The sequence below is a fragment of the Kitasatospora phosalacinea genome, assembly GCF_000717185.1.
Lineage (GTDB): Bacteria > Actinomycetota > Actinomycetes > Streptomycetales > Streptomycetaceae > Kitasatospora > Kitasatospora phosalacinea_A.
On record NZ_JNYE01000005.1, the window covers coordinates 1 to 13,394 of the forward strand.

Annotated in this window: 9 protein-coding genes and 1 pseudogene; 4 read left to right on the forward strand and 6 right to left on the reverse strand. The window is 75.6% G+C overall.

Annotation, left to right across the window (positions count from 1 at the left end):
- Positions 1 to 2,052, forward strand: a pseudogene (locus tag OO57_RS03275) (hypothetical protein); the annotation flags it as partial.
- A 195-nt stretch (positions 2,053 to 2,247) separates the two neighbouring features.
- Entirely contained in the window at positions 2,248 to 2,811 is a 564-nt protein-coding gene (locus tag OO57_RS03280; RefSeq protein ID WP_051776467.1) for an NUDIX domain-containing protein, read from the forward strand.
- A gap of 34 nt (positions 2,812 to 2,845) precedes the next feature.
- On the opposite strand, the gene OO57_RS03285 is transcribed toward OO57_RS03280, so the two are convergent.
- On the reverse strand, positions 2,846 to 5,176 hold the full coding sequence (locus OO57_RS03285) for a Tex family protein (RefSeq protein ID WP_051776503.1): 2,331 nt from the start codon (positions 5,174 to 5,176) through the stop codon (positions 2,846 to 2,848).
- A 249-nt stretch (positions 5,177 to 5,425) separates the two neighbouring features.
- On the opposite strand from OO57_RS03285, the gene OO57_RS03290 reads away from it, so the two are divergent.
- Together OO57_RS03290 and OO57_RS03295 are read left to right on the forward strand one after the other, a co-directional pair.
- Positions 5,426 to 6,745 (forward strand): glycosyltransferase 87 family protein, encoded by a 1,320-nt coding sequence (locus tag OO57_RS03290; protein ID WP_033250733.1) that lies wholly within the window; start codon positions 5,426 to 5,428, stop codon positions 6,743 to 6,745.
- Between the two features lie 44 nt (positions 6,746 to 6,789).
- Positions 6,790 to 7,194, forward strand: a complete 405-nt coding sequence (locus OO57_RS03295; RefSeq protein WP_033250734.1) for a PPOX class F420-dependent oxidoreductase — start codon at positions 6,790 to 6,792, stop codon at positions 7,192 to 7,194.
- A 488-nt stretch (positions 7,195 to 7,682) separates the two neighbouring features.
- On the opposite strand, the gene OO57_RS03300 is transcribed toward OO57_RS03295, so the two are convergent.
- From OO57_RS03300 to OO57_RS03320, 5 genes are all read right to left on the reverse strand, one after another.
- On the reverse strand, positions 7,683 to 8,465 hold the full coding sequence (locus tag OO57_RS03300) for an SGNH/GDSL hydrolase family protein (protein ID WP_234337205.1): 783 nt from the start codon (positions 8,463 to 8,465) through the stop codon (positions 7,683 to 7,685).
- Positions 8,466 to 8,521: 56 nt separating this feature from the next.
- Positions 8,522 to 9,817, reverse strand: a complete 1,296-nt coding sequence (locus OO57_RS03305; RefSeq protein ID WP_081973427.1) for a cytochrome P450 family protein — start codon at positions 9,815 to 9,817, stop codon at positions 8,522 to 8,524.
- Positions 9,814 to 10,977 (reverse strand): cytochrome P450 family protein, encoded by a 1,164-nt coding sequence (locus OO57_RS03310; protein WP_234337206.1) that lies wholly within the window; start codon positions 10,975 to 10,977, stop codon positions 9,814 to 9,816. Before OO57_RS03310 ends, OO57_RS03305 begins: the two co-directional genes overlap by 4 nt.
- A gap of 514 nt (positions 10,978 to 11,491) precedes the next feature.
- A complete protein-coding gene (locus tag OO57_RS03315; protein ID WP_033250736.1) occupies positions 11,492 to 12,292 on the reverse strand; it encodes a family 1 encapsulin nanocompartment shell protein in 801 nt (266 codons plus the stop codon).
- Positions 12,289 to 13,314, reverse strand: coding sequence for a Dyp-type peroxidase (locus OO57_RS03320; protein WP_033250737.1), 1,026 nt, complete (start codon positions 13,312 to 13,314; stop codon positions 12,289 to 12,291). Before OO57_RS03320 ends, OO57_RS03315 begins: the two co-directional genes overlap by 4 nt.
- Positions 13,315 to 13,394: the final 80 nt, after the last annotated feature.

The window sequence follows — 13,394 nt, forward strand, 5'->3', positions numbered from 1 at the left end:
CAGCCCACCCATCCCCACCCCGCCGACCCCCAGCCCGCCCATCCCCAGCCCGCCGACGCCCAGCCCGCCCTGGTCGCCTTCGCCCTCTCGACGGCCGGCCGACTCGCTGCCCGCGACGGCGAGTTGCCGCTGTCCGAGCTGGCCGCGCGCCTGCCCCGCGGGCGGGAGCGGCAGTTGCTGGACGCGCTGCGCCCCCGGCTCGACGCGGAGAGCCGACAGGGTCGCACCGGGCTGCTGTTCGCCCTGGTGCGCGCCCTGGGCGGACGGGCCGGGCAGTTGCCGGAACTCGACGAACGCCTGGCCGACGCCACCCGGGACCCGCGGGAGCGGACCGCCGCCGAGGCCCTGGGGCTGTGGTTGCAGCCGCGCGCCGGGCGCGCCGCGAAGGTGGTGGCGACGCTCGCCCACGACCCGTCCGCCGTGTTCTGCGCCCCCGTGCTGCGGCACGCCGCCCTCGCCCGCACCGACCTGCTGGACCGGGCGCTGGCCGAACGGCCGCCCACCGGGCGCTTCCTGCGCCCCGGCCGGCCCCGCCCGCTGCCGCCCGTCCACGACCCCGCCCGCTGGACGCCCCGCCAGGTGGAGCGGGCCGCCGGGCTGTGCGCGCAGGCCGCCGCCGACCCGGGGCTGACCGCCGAGCAGCGGGCCGCCGCGCTCACCCGGGCCGCCCGGCTGCTGGAGCCCGGCGCCGCCGTGGTGCGCCGCCACCTCGACGATCCGGAGCCGCTGCTCGCCGACACCGCCCTGGCCGCGCTGGCCCGGACGTCCGACCCGCTCACCGTCCTGCCCGAACTGCTGGCGCACGCCGGGGGCGACCGGGCGAAGGTCGCGGTGTACGCCGCCGGGCGGGCCGCCCGGCAGGCCGATCCGGAGCAACTGGCCCCGCTGCTAGGCGAGTTGGCCTCCCGCACCGGTGGCGCCAAGGTCACCGCCCGCAAGGAGGCCGTCCGGCTGGCCGCGGCACTGCTGCCGCCCGCACGGGCCGCCGAGGTGCTGGTTGCCGCCTTCCACGCCCCCGGGCAGCACGCCGACGTCCGGGCCGCCGCGGCCGCGCACTGCCAGGGCCTGCTGGACGCCGACCCGGTCTGGGCGCTGCTCGCCGAAGCCGCCGCCGCGCCCGAACCGCAGCTGCGCCGGGCCGTCGCCGCGCAACCGCCGGGCCTGCTGCCGGAACGCCACCGGGCCCGCTACGCCCGGCTGGTGGCCGCGGTCGCCGCCGGGGCGGACGCCGACCCGAGGATCGACCCGAGGACCGACCCGGAGCCCACCCGGGCGGCGCTCAAGGCACTGCCCGGGTGGGCCCGGTACGCGCCGGACGTCGCCGAGGTGCTGCCCGCCGCGGTCACCGACCTCGACGACCGCGCCACCTGGCGGACCGCCTCGCTCGCCCTGCGCGCCCTGGCCGTCTCCGACCTGCCCCACCCGACCGGCGGCGCCGCACCCGGCAGCCTGCTCCACCGGACGCTGGCCGCACTGCTGGCCGCCGCCCCCGGCACCGCCGCACCCCGCACCGCCGAACCCCGCACCGCCGCGCCCTCGGTGGCCCGCGACCAGCCCGTCCGGCAGCGGATCGAGTCGCTGACCGCCGTCCCGACCGTGCTCCGCCACCGGGACGTCCGGCTCGCGCTGGCCGAACAGCTGTGCCCGCACGAGGAGTTGCTCGACCTGCGGGCCGTACTGCTGGCCCGGGTCGCGGAGCCGGCCGGGGCCGGACGGGCGGGGAGCGGCTTCGGGGCCGACGTCGCCCGGCTGGCCGGGGCCCTCGCCGACCGCCCGGTGCTGGCGGCCCGGCTGGCGGCCCGACTCGCCGGGATCGTCGCGGGCAGCTCCCCGCTGCCGACCGCCGCCGACACCGCCGCCCCCGATGCGCTGCTCTCCCTGCTGCCCGGCCGCGGCCCCGCGCTCGGCCTGTTCGCCGCCGCCCTCGCCGAGCAGCTCGGCACCCGCTGCGCCTGGACCGGCCGCTGGCTGCCGCTGCTGGCGGCCCTGCGCACCCACCCCAACGCCGAGGTCCGCTCCGCCGCCGGGGCGGTGACCGTCGCACCGGAGTAAAACCGGGCGGTGAAACCGGGCAGTGAACCCGGGCAGTGAACCCGGGCGGTGAAACCGGGTAGTGAACCCAAACGTCGCCCGGTCAAGTGAACGAGCGGCGCGCCCGGTTGACGGAACGCCACGGGAGGGTGACGTTTCGTCAGCTTCGTTGACCGTCCGGGTCCGTCCGGGACCACCCAGGACTACGATCGATCAATGACGGACACCACACGCAGAGCAAGCGACAGCGCCGAACTGGCGGCCCGGTACCCGGCCCTGCACGCGCCGCAGCGCTGGGAGTGGGGCGGCATCGACGCCCAGTTCAGCACCGAGCAGCCACCCGACGAGCTGGTCACCAACATCCACCTGGTCGGCTTCGCCGAGGGCCGCGTCGTCCTGTGCCGGGACGTCCGCGGTCACTGGTTCCTCCCCGGCGGCACCCGCGAGGCCGCCGAGAGCATCGAGTCCTGCCTGGAGCGCGAACTGCGCGAGGAGGCCGGCGCCCGCCTGCTCTCCCCGCCGACCTGGATCGGCCACCACCTCGCCGTCTCCGACGGCCCGGTCCCCTACCGCCCCTGGCAGCCCCACCCGGTCAAGGCCTGGCTCTGGGGCTGGGCCGACGTCCTGGTCGACTCCGCCCCCACCAACCCCGACGACGGCGAACAGGTCGTCGAAGTCCGCCCCGTCCCCCCCGAGGAGGCCCGGCGCCTCCTCTCCCAGTACCGCGAACCCTGGTGGCCCGAACTCATCGCCCTGGCCGTCGAGTCCCGCACCGGCTGAGGGGCGGCCCGGCCCGACCGCCCCTCGGGGTGCGCTACTTGCCCAGGCCCGCGCGGCGGAGGGCGTCGGCCATGGCGGAGTTGGCGGGGGCCGCCGGGGAGCCGCTGTTCGGACGGCGGTCCTGGCGCGGGGGGCGGGAGTCGCGGCGGGGGGCCTGGTCGCGCCGGTTGCCGCCGCCGGGGGCGGGGGCGGTGGTGTCGTCGTCGAGGCGGAGCGTCAGGCCGATCCGCTTGCGCTGGACGTCGACGGCGGTGACCTTGGCGCGGACGATGTCGCCGGGCTTGACCACCTCGCGCGGGTCCTTGACGAAGTTCTTCGACAGGGCGGAGACGTGCACCAGGCCGTCCTGGTGGACGCCGATGTCGACGAAGGCGCCGAAGGCGGCGACGTTGGTGACCACGCCCTCCAGCACCATGCCGACCTCCAGGTCGGAGATCTTCTCGACGCCGTCCTTGAAGGTGGCGGTCTGGAAGGCGGGTCGCGGGTCGCGGCCGGGCTTGTCGAGCTCGCCGAGGATGTCGGTGACGGTCGGGACGCCGAAGGTGTCGTCGGCGAAGTCGCCGGGCCGCAGCGAGCGCAGCACCGCGCCGTTGCCGATCAGTTCGCCGAGCTTCCCGCCGGTGGTGGCGAGGATCCGGCGGACCACGGGGTACGCCTCGGGGTGGACGGCCGAGGCGTCCAGCGGGTCGTCGCCGTCGGGGATGCGCAGGAAGCCCGCGCACTGCTCGAACGCCTTGGGGCCGAGCCGGGCGACGTCCTTGAGCGCGCGCCGGGTGCGGAACGGGCCGTTGGCGTCGCGGTGGGCGACGATGTTGTCGGCGAGGGTGCCGGTGATGCCGGAGACCCGGGTGAGCAGCGGCGCGGAGGCGGTGTTGACGTCGACGCCGACGGCGTTGACGCAGTCCTCGACGACGGCGTCCAGCGAGCGGGAGAGCTTGAGTTCGCTGAGGTCGTGCTGGTACTGGCCGACGCCGATCGACTTGGGGTCGATCTTGACGAGTTCGGCCAGCGGGTCCTGGAGGCGGCGGGCGATGGAGACGGCGCCGCGGATCGACACGTCCAGCCCGGGGAGTTCCTGGGCGGCGAACGCGGAGGCGGAGTAGACGGAGGCGCCGGCCTCGCTGACCATCACCTTGGTGAGGCCGAGCTCGGGGTGGCGCTTGATCAGGTCGGCGGCGAGCCGGTCGGTCTCCCGGGAGGCGGTGCCGTTGCCGATCGCGACCAGGTCGACCCGGTGCTGGGCGGCGAGCCGGGCCAGGGCGGCGAGCGCGGCGTCCCACTTGTTGGCGGGCTGGTGCGGGTAGATCGTCTCGTGCGCGACGACCTTTCCGGTGGCGTCGACCACGGCGACCTTGACGCCGGTGCGGAAGCCCGGGTCGAGGCCCATGGTGGCGCGCGTGCCCGCGGGGGCCGCGAGCAGCAGGTCGCGCAGGTTGGCGGCGAAGACCCGCACCGCCTCGTCCTCGGCCTCGGCCCGCAGCCGGGTGCGCAGGTCGATGCCGAGCCGCACCAGGATCCGGGTGCGCCAGGCCCAGCGGACGGTGTCGGTGAGCCACCTGTCGGCGGGGCGGCCGCGGTCGGCGATGCCGAAGCGGGCGGCGATCCGCTGCTCGTAGTCGCTCGCGCCGGGCAGGTCGGCCTCCTGCTCGCCGTCGTACGGGGAGAGGTCGAGGTCGAGGACCTCCTCCTTCTCGCCGCGCAGCATGGCCAGGATCCGGTGCGAGGGCAGCTTCGTGTAGGGCTCGGCGAAGTCGAAGTAGTCGGCGAACTTGGCGCCGTCCTGCTCCTTGCCGTCGCGGACCTTCGCGACCAGCCGCCCGCGCGTCCACATCCGCTCGCGCAGCGAGCCGACCAGGTCGGCGTCCTCGCCGAAGCGCTCGACCAGGATGGCGCGGGCGCCCTCCAGGGCGGCGGGCGCGTCGGCGACCTGCTCGTTCAGGAAGGTCGCGGCGAGGGCGGACGGGTCCCGGGTCGGGTCGGCGAGCAGGGTGTCGGCGAGCGGTTCGAGGCCGGCCTCGCGGGCGATCTGCGCCTTGGTGCGCCGCTTGGGCTTGTACGGGAGGTAGATGTCCTCCAGCCGGGCCTTGGAGTCGGCGGCGAGGATCTGCGCGCGCAGCGCGTCGTCCAGCTTGCCCTGGGCCGCGACGGACTCCAGGACGGCGGTGCGGCGCTCCTCCAGCTCGCGCAGGTACCGCAGCCGCTCCTCGAGGGTGCGCAGCTGGGTGTCGTCGAGGGCGCCGGTGGCCTCCTTGCGGTACCGGGCGATGAAGGGCACGGTCGCACCGCCGTCGAGCAGGCCGACGGCGGCCTGCACCTGGTTCTCGCGGACGCCGAGCTCTTCGGCGATCTTGCGTTCGACGGGCATGGTCACGGTGCCGGTCACCCCTTCTGACGGTTGCGCGGTTCGCCCGTGCATTCTGGCAGGTCCGGCCGACAGCGGTCGGTGCTCCGGGTGGCGGGCGGGGGCGTGGCGCTTTCCGGGGAGGTCCGGGGACACGCGAGGGAGCGGCCCGGAGGGTGCCCCGATCGTCTGATATGAGAGACGAACCGCTGTTTCGCGACCACTGGTCCGGGGCCCCCGCCCCGGGACCTCACCCAGAGCGCACTGGAGGACATGGTGGCGCAGGCCCCCGCCCCGGCCGTCCGGACACCCGCCCGGCCGGTCCGCTGGACCCGCCCCACCACCTGGCCCCGCGAGGTCCTCGCCCTGGCCGCGTACTGGATCGCCAGCCGGGTGCTGATGATCGGCCTGATCCGCTCCGGCCGGACCGAGCCCGCCGTCGAGGTGCACCGGCTCTACCAGGGCTGGTACCAGGTCCTGCGCACCGGCACCTTCCCGGTCGACGACGTCACCTGGCAGTACCCGCCGGGCGCCGCGCTGCCGATGCTCGCCCCGGGCCTGCTGCCGTTCCTGACGTACCTGCAGGCCTTCGTGCTGCTGGTGCTGCTGGCCGACGCCGCCGTACAGGCCGCCCTGCTGGCGGCCGGGCGCGGGGCGGGGCGCTCCGACTGGGGGGCCTGGGCCTGGGTGCTGGCCCTGCCGCTGCTGCTCGGACTGCCGTACGGCCGCTACGACCTGCCCGCCACCGCGCTCGCGGTCGGCGCGCTGCTGCTGCTCCCGAACCGGCCGAAGCTGGGCGGGGCGCTGGCCGGGATCGGCGCGATGGTCAAGGTGTGGCCCGCGCTGACCGTGCTGGGCACCCCGCGCGGCCGCACCACCCGGCAGGCCTGGACCGCCGCCGCCGTCTCGGCGCTCGCCCTGCTGCTGGTCTTCGCCGCGCTCTTCGACCACACCTTCGACTTCCTGCACGCCCAGCGCGGCCGCGGCGTGGAGATCGAGTCGCTGGGCGGCAGCGTCCTCCAGGTGGCCCGGCAGTTCGGCTGGTCCGGGCGGGTCGAGCAGCACTACGGCTCGATCGAGTTCCTCGGCCCGTACGTGCACCGGATCTCGCAGCTGTCGCTGCTGCTGTCCTTCGCCGCGTTCGCCTGGCTGCTGCTGTGGCGCGTCCGGGCCCGGCGCTGGACGGCCGCCACCCCGTACGACGCGGCGCTCAGCGCGGTGCTGCTGTTCACCGTCACCAGCCGGGTGATCTCCCCGCAGTACCTGGTCTGGCTGATCGGCCTGGCCGCGGTCTGCCTGAGCGTGGAGTGCACCACCCAGCGGCCGGTCGCGCTCCTGCTGCTGCCCGCGATCGGCGTCACCACCGTCGACTACCCGCTGTTCTTCGACGCGATGCAGGTCGGGGGCTGGTGGCCGACCGGCGTCATCCTCGCCCGCAACGGGCTGCTGCTGGCCGCCGCGGTCTGGTCCGCGGCCCGGCTGTGGCGGGCCACCGTCACCCGCGCACCCGCGCCCCGCCCCGACGCCGACGCCCCCGACGCGCCCGGCGACCCGCGGAGCGACCCGGACCCGGACCACGTCCCCGCGGCCTGAGCCCCCTGCCGCTGACTCCCCGTCAGGGGACGTACACTCCCCCAATGGCCGACACCGCGCTGGACCGGCTCGCCGCCGGCAAGTACCTGCTGATCACCAGCTACAAGAAGGACGGCAGCGCCGTCCCCACCCCCGTGTGGGTGGTCCGGGACGGCGACACCCTCGGGGCGTGGACCGCCGCCGACTCCTGGAAGGTCAAGCGGATCCGGCGGCGCGGCGAGGTCCTGGTCGGCCCGTGCGACGTGCGCGGCAACCCGAGCGGCAAGTCGCTGCCCGCCACCGCCGAGATCGCCGACGCCGACACCACCGAACGCTACCGGCAGCTGATCGCCCGCAAGTACGGGCTGATCGGGCGGCTCACCCTGTTCGGCAGCCGACTGCGCCGCGGGAAGGGCGGCACGGTCGGCATCACCGTGCGACTGGACGGCCAGGCCCAGGCCCGGCCCTAGGCCGTGCAGAGGTACCGCTGGGTGTTCGCGAAGGCCACGCCGCCGACCCAGTAGTCGACGTCGTACTGCGCCTTGCACAGCCGCGCCTTGGGGATGGGGTAGGGGCCGGAACCCACCAGGACGAGGTCGCCGAGGTCCAGCGGGGGGTCACCGGGCTACGCCGGGGCGGTGTCCCCGGGGGACGCCGGGGGGGGTCGGAGGCGTTCGCCTGGGGGCCGGAGGCGAGGACGAGCAGCGGGACCGGCAGGGCCGTGGCGACGGCGGTGGCGAGTCGGCGGACCCTCATGGGTGCGGGTTCCTCCTTCGGGCGTCCGGGCCCGCGGAGGTCCGAAGTCCCGGGCCCGGCCGGAGCGTTCGGCTCCGTACGCCGCATCCTGGCAGCGGCGGCGGGCGCCGGGAGACGCCACGAGCCTGCGGTGCCCGGCGCCCGTCCGGCCGCCCGGGTGCAGTTGTCTGCCGGCGGGGGTGACAGTTCCGCCAGCGCGCGCTCAGCCCTCGTAGGGCAGCAGTTCCGGGCGCTTCGCCGGGCGGCCGTCGCCGGAGGAGCGTCCGCGCAGGCGGCGGCCGATCCACGGGCCGACGTGGGCGCCCAGCCAGCGCAGGTCGGCGCGGGCCCGCTCACCGCGGGTACGGGCGTCCGGCTCGGTCAGCGGCGCCCGCCAGTCCTCGGCGGACGGGCGGCCGAGCGCCTCCAGCACCGCCAGCGCGACCCGGCGGTGGCCCTCCGGGGAGAGGTGCAGCCGGTCCTCCGCCCAGAGCCTGCCGTCGTCGAACACCGGCGCCGAGAACAGGTCGACCAGCACCACCCGGCCCGGGTGCTCGCGCACCACGCCCTCCACGAAGGCCTTCATCCGCAGGATGGCGGGCAGCAGGCGGCGGCTGCCCGCCATCCGCCGGGTCGGATCGGTGGAGGTGAACAGCACCACGGTGCGGCCCTCGGCGATCAGCTCGCGGGTGCACGCCCCGAGCAGCCGCTCGACCTCGGCCACGTCGCAGCCCGGCCGCAGCACGTCGTTCAGGCCGCCCGCCAGCGTCACCAGGTCGGCGTCGGTGGCCGCGGCCAGGTCGACCTGCTCGGCCCTGATCTGGCCGATCAGCTTGCCGCGGACCGCCAGGTTCGCGTACCGGAAGCCCTCCGCACCGGCCTCGGCGGCCAGCGCCGCCGCGACCCGGTCCGCCCAGCCGCGGAAGTGCCCGTCCGGGTGGACGTCGTCGCACATCCCCTCCGTGAACGAGTCGCCCACCGCCACCATCGCCCGGTACTGCCGCACACCGCCTCCTGGGTCGTTCCCGATCGGCCCACCCTACCGAGGCGTAACCGGCGCGCTCAGCCGCCCTCCGGGCGGGGCACCACCTCCAGCGCCGCCGGGCCGTTGACGATCAGCGACGGGAGGCGGGCGGGCCGCCGCCCCGGGTCGGCCAGGGCCAGGTCGGGCAGGCGCTCGAACAGCGTGCGCAGCGCGACCTCGGCCTCCAGCCGGGCCAGTTGCGCGCCCACGCAGAAGTGCGGGCCGTGGCCGAACGCCAGGTGCGCCTTGTCCGCCCGGGCCGGGTCGAAGACGTCCGGCCGGTCCGGGTGGCGCGCCGGGTCGCGCCCGGCGGCGGCGAACCCGAGGATGATCGGGTCGCCCTCCCGGATCACCACGCCCCCGCCGAGGTCGAGGTCGGCCAGCGCGTAGCGCAGCGGGAGGTACATCACCGGGCCCTCCAGCCGGAGCGTCTCCTCGATCACGTCCGACCAACTGGTGGCGCCCGCCCGCAGCCGGGCCGACTCCTCGGGGTGGGTGAGCAGTTCGAGGGCCGCGCTGGTGATCAGGTTGACGGCGGTCTCGAACCCGGCGGCGATCATCGTCAGCAGCGTGCCGAGCAACTGGTGGTCGGTCAGCGGGAGTTCGCCGGGGCGGTCGGACAGCAGCAGGTCGCTGGTCAGGTCGGACGCCGGGTTGGCCCGCTTGTGGGCCAGCAACTCGCCCAGTCGGACGTAGAGTTCGGTCTGCGCGGCCAGGGCGGCGTCCTGCGCCAGCGAGGAGTCCAGCACGGTGTCGATCAGCTCGCCCAGCGCCTCGCGCATCCGCTCCGGCACGCCGAACAGGTCGCAGATCACCGTCATGGTCAGCGGCCGCGCCAGCGCGCCCCGCAGGTCCGCGCGCCCGCCCGGGGGCAGTTCGCCCAGCGCCGCCACCAGCCGGTCCGCCGTCGCCTGCACCTGCGGGCGCATCAGCTCCACCCGGCGCGGCAGGAAGGACGGGGCGATCCGGGCCCGGGCCCGGCGGTGCTCGTCGCCGTAGTGGTTGACCAGGCTGTCCTGGAACGCCACCGACCCCAGCACCCAGCCCTCCGGCACCTGCGCGACCCCCGGCCAGTGCCGGCGGTAGTCCCGGGAGACCCGCGGATCGGTGGTCAGCTGCTGGATCACCGCATGCCCGGTCACCGCCCAGGCCAGCACCCGCCCGGGCAGCTCGACCAGCACCGCGGGCCCCTGCGCCCGCAGCCCGGCGGCCTCGGCGTGCAGCGCGGCCGCGGCCGGGTCGAGCACGGGGCAGCGCGGGGCCGCCCGGCTCTCCGGGGGCGGCCCGGCGGACCCGGTCGGCCCGGCGGACCCGGTCGGCTCGGCGGCGGTCACGGGGTCACCGGCCGGGGCACCACGTCCAGGACCGCCGGGCCGTTGATGATCATGGACGGGATGCGGGCGGGCGGGCGGTCCGGGTCGGCCAGCGCCAGGTCGGGCAGCCGCTCGAACAGCGTGCTCAGCGCGATCTCGGTCTCCAGCCGGGCCAGCGGGGCCCCGACGCAGAAGTGCGGGCCGTAGCCGAACGCCAGGTGCCCCTTGTCCGCCCGGGTCGGGTCGAACTCGTCCGGACGGTCCGGGTGCACCCGCGGGTCCCGCCCGGCGGCGGCGAACCCGATGATGATCGGATCGCCCTTGCGGATCAGCACGCCCTCGCCCAGGTCGAGGTCCTCCACCGCGTAGCGCAGCGGCACGTGCATCACCGGCCCCTCCACCCGCAGCGTCTCCTCGATCACGTCCGACCAGCCGATCCCGCCCGCCCGCAGCCGGGCCAGCTCCTGCGGGTGGGTGAGCAGCGCCAGCACCGCGCTGGTGATCAGGTTGACGGCCGTCTCGAAGCCACCGGTGATCATCGTGAACAGCGTCCCGATCAACTCCTCGTCCGAGAGCGGCCGTTCGCCCGGCCGGTCGGAGAGCAGCAGGTCGCTGGTCAGGTCGGACGCCGGGTGCGCCCGCTTGTGCGCCAGCAGCCCGCTCAGCCGCTCGTTCAGGTCGGTCTGGGCGGCCAGCGCGACGTCCTCGCTCAGCGTGGAGTCCAGCACCGTGTCGATCGCCTCGCAGAGCCCGCCCCGCAAGTCCTCCGGCACCCCGAACAGGTCGCAGATCACCGTCAGCGTGAGCGGCCGCGACAACGCCAGCCGCAGGTCCGCGGACTCGCCCGGCGCCAGCGCCCCCAGCGCCGCCACCAGCCGGTCCGCCGTCGCCTGCACCTGCGGACGCATCGACTCCACCCGGCGCGGCAGGAAGGTCGGCGCGATCCGGCCCCGCGACTTGCGGTGCTCGGCCCCGTACTGGTTGACGAAACTGTCCTGGAACGCCACCGGCCCCAGCACCCAGCCCTCCGGCACCTCCCCGGCCCCCGGCCAGTGCAAGCGGTGGTCCCGCGACACCCGGGGATCCGTCGTCACCCGCTGGATCGCCTCGTACCCGGTCACCGACCAGGCCCGCACCCCGCCCGGCAACTCCACCCACACCGCCGGACCCTGCTCGCGCAACCCGGCCGCCTCCGCGTGCAACGCGCTCCCGGCCGGATCGAGAAAAGGACATCTGGAAACGGAAGAATCGGACACGGCGTGCTCCCCTCACCGAAATCCCCGCACAAGTACTCACATGCTGCGGCCCACCGCCCCGCCCCCGGAAGCCTCTCCGCAGCATTGTCCTGATTCCGCCCCCGACCACCCCAACTCCCCTACCAGTAGCCCCAGTTGCGACACATCACCCCATCCACCCCAGAGCCCGGGAGCCGGAGGGGACGGGACCGGCGGAGCCGGGCACGGGCGGCGGTGGCAGACGAGCGCCCCACCGGGGGCCGGGCGGGGGTCCATGCGACAGACACCCCGGAGGGGCACCCGCAGGCGAAACCGAGCACGGGCCGCGGCCGCAGGCAGCCACCCCGCCGGGGCTGGGCGGCAGACGGCCATCCCCCGGAGGGGCGCCTGCGGGGGGCCGGGCTTGGGTCGCGGTGGCAGGTGGGCGTCGGTGGCCCCTGTCCGTCGGGGTGGGGTGGTCTCAGGGGGTGGTGAGGGCGACGGCGGCTTCCGGGGTGTGGAGTTGGAAGGTGAGGGATTCCTGGAGGTAGAGGTGGACGGTGGTGTCGTCGTGGGAGAGGTAGCCGATGGAGAGGTCCTCGCCGAGGTGGAGTTCGAAGTCGCCGCCGCGGGCGGAGAGGAGGACGGCGCCCTCGACGGCGGGGGCCCAGATGATCTCGCCGTCGAGGAGGCGGGCGAGGTGGTTGTGGACGGGGTAGCCGTGGTCGGAGGTCTCGTTGACGGCGGTGAAGGTGTCGGCGCCGAGGAGGAGGGAGTAGGGGCCGCCGACTCCGGCGAGGCGCAGGGCGGTGAGGGCGCGGCTGACGGCGTTGGGGTAGTCGCGGACGTCGGCGGGGAGGTCGACGGGGTGGTTGGTGGAGCCGTCGCGGATGCCGGTGATGCCCGCGGCCTGGTAGCCGTCGAAGAGGGTGCGGTCCTCGGCGAGGGCGATGGTGCGGGCGGCATCCTTGACCGGGTCCCAGTCGGAGTCCTTGGAGCCGCGTTCGACGTCGTCGACGGCGGCCCGGGTGACGGTGAAGGGGACGCGGAGCTCGACCACCCGGAGGGACTCCCGGGCGCGGGCCTGGACGCCGTTGCCGGGGGCGGCGATGTCGGCGAGGTGGCCGGTGCCGACGGCGGCGAGTTCGGGCCCGTCGGGGCCGGAGAGGTCGACCACCCGGCGTCCGGCGACGTGGAGTTGGAAGGTGCGCCGGGCCTCCTCCTCGATCTCGGCCCAGGCGGCGGCGGAGACGGGCGCCAGGTCGCGGTGCAGGTTGTTCACGGTGCGGAGCTCCTTTTCAGGCTGCCGATGCGGAGGCTGCCGTCCCGGACCGGCGGGGCGGGCACGGCTTCGGCGGCCGGGGCGGGCGCGCCGGGGGCGGGTGGCGGATCGTCGAGGAAGTCCGCGCTGGGGACGTGGAAGAAGGTGCCGGTGACGGGGGTGGAGAAGTCCAGCAGCCGGTCGTGGGCGGCGGGGCCGCGGCCGAGGAACATGTTGCGGAGCATCTCCTCGGTGACGCCGGGGTCGCGGGCGTAGCCGATGAAGTAGGTGCCGCACTCGCCGCCCTCGGCGAAGGAGCCGAACGGCATGTTGAGCCGCCAGATGTCGCGGTCCTCGCCGTCGGGGCCGGTGACGGTGTTCAGCGCGACGTGCGAGTCGGCGGGCTTGGCGGCGTCGTCGAGTTCGACGTTGTCGAGCTTGGTGCGGCCGATCACGCGTTCCTGCTGCTCGGTGCCGATGGCGTGCCAACCGGCCATGTCGTGCAGGTACTTCTGCACGATGACGTAGCTGCCGCCCGCGAAGCCGGGGTCCTCGTCGCCGATCAGGACGGCGTCGGCGGCGTCCCGTCCGGTGGGGTTCTCGGTGCCGTCGACGAAGCCGATCAGGTCGCGGCAGTCGAAGTACCGGAAGCCGTGGGTCTCGTCCAGCACGGTGACCCGGTCGCCGAGCCGCCGGCTGACCAGGGTGGCCAACTCGAAGCACAGGTCCATGCGTTCGGCCCGGACGTGCAGCAGCAGGTCGCCGGGGGTGGCGGGGGCGAGGTGCCGGGGTCCGGCGAGTTCGACGAAGGGGTGCAGCCGGGCCGGGCGGGGCCCGGCGAACAGGCGGTCCCAGGCGTCGGAGCCGATGCCGAGCACCAGGCTGACCTCCTCGCGCGGCGCCCGGGTGCTGACGGTGCGGGCCAGTCCGCCGAGGTCGGGCAGCAGGTCGCGGACGGCCTGCTCGCCGCCGTCCTCGATCGCGAGCACCAGGAACACGGCGGCCCCGGTCAGCGTGGCGAGGACCGGTTGGGGCTGCGGCATGGCGGATGCTCCCGGGGGCTGCCGGACGTTCGGACGCCCGCCGACCATACCCGGCAAAAGGGACAGGGCGGCGCGATGGC

What these genes read in the sequence shown, in the direction of transcription:
- OO57_RS03295 (WP_033250734.1), top strand. Translation starts at nt 6,790, where the DNA reads ATGGCCGACACCGCGCTGGACCGGCTCGCCGCCGGCAAGTACCTGCTG.
- OO57_RS03285 (WP_051776503.1), bottom strand. Translation starts at nt 5,176, where the DNA reads ATGCCCGTCGAACGCAAGATCGCCGAAGAGCTCGGCGTCCGCGAGAAC.
- OO57_RS03280 (WP_051776467.1), top strand. Translation starts at nt 2,248, where the DNA reads ATGACGGACACCACACGCAGAGCAAGCGACAGCGCCGAACTGGCGGCC.
- OO57_RS03320 (WP_033250737.1), bottom strand. Translation starts at nt 13,314, where the DNA reads ATGCCGCAGCCCCAACCGGTCCTCGCCACGCTGACCGGGGCCGCCGTG.
- OO57_RS03290 (WP_033250733.1), top strand. Translation starts at nt 5,426, where the DNA reads ATGGTGGCGCAGGCCCCCGCCCCGGCCGTCCGGACACCCGCCCGGCCG.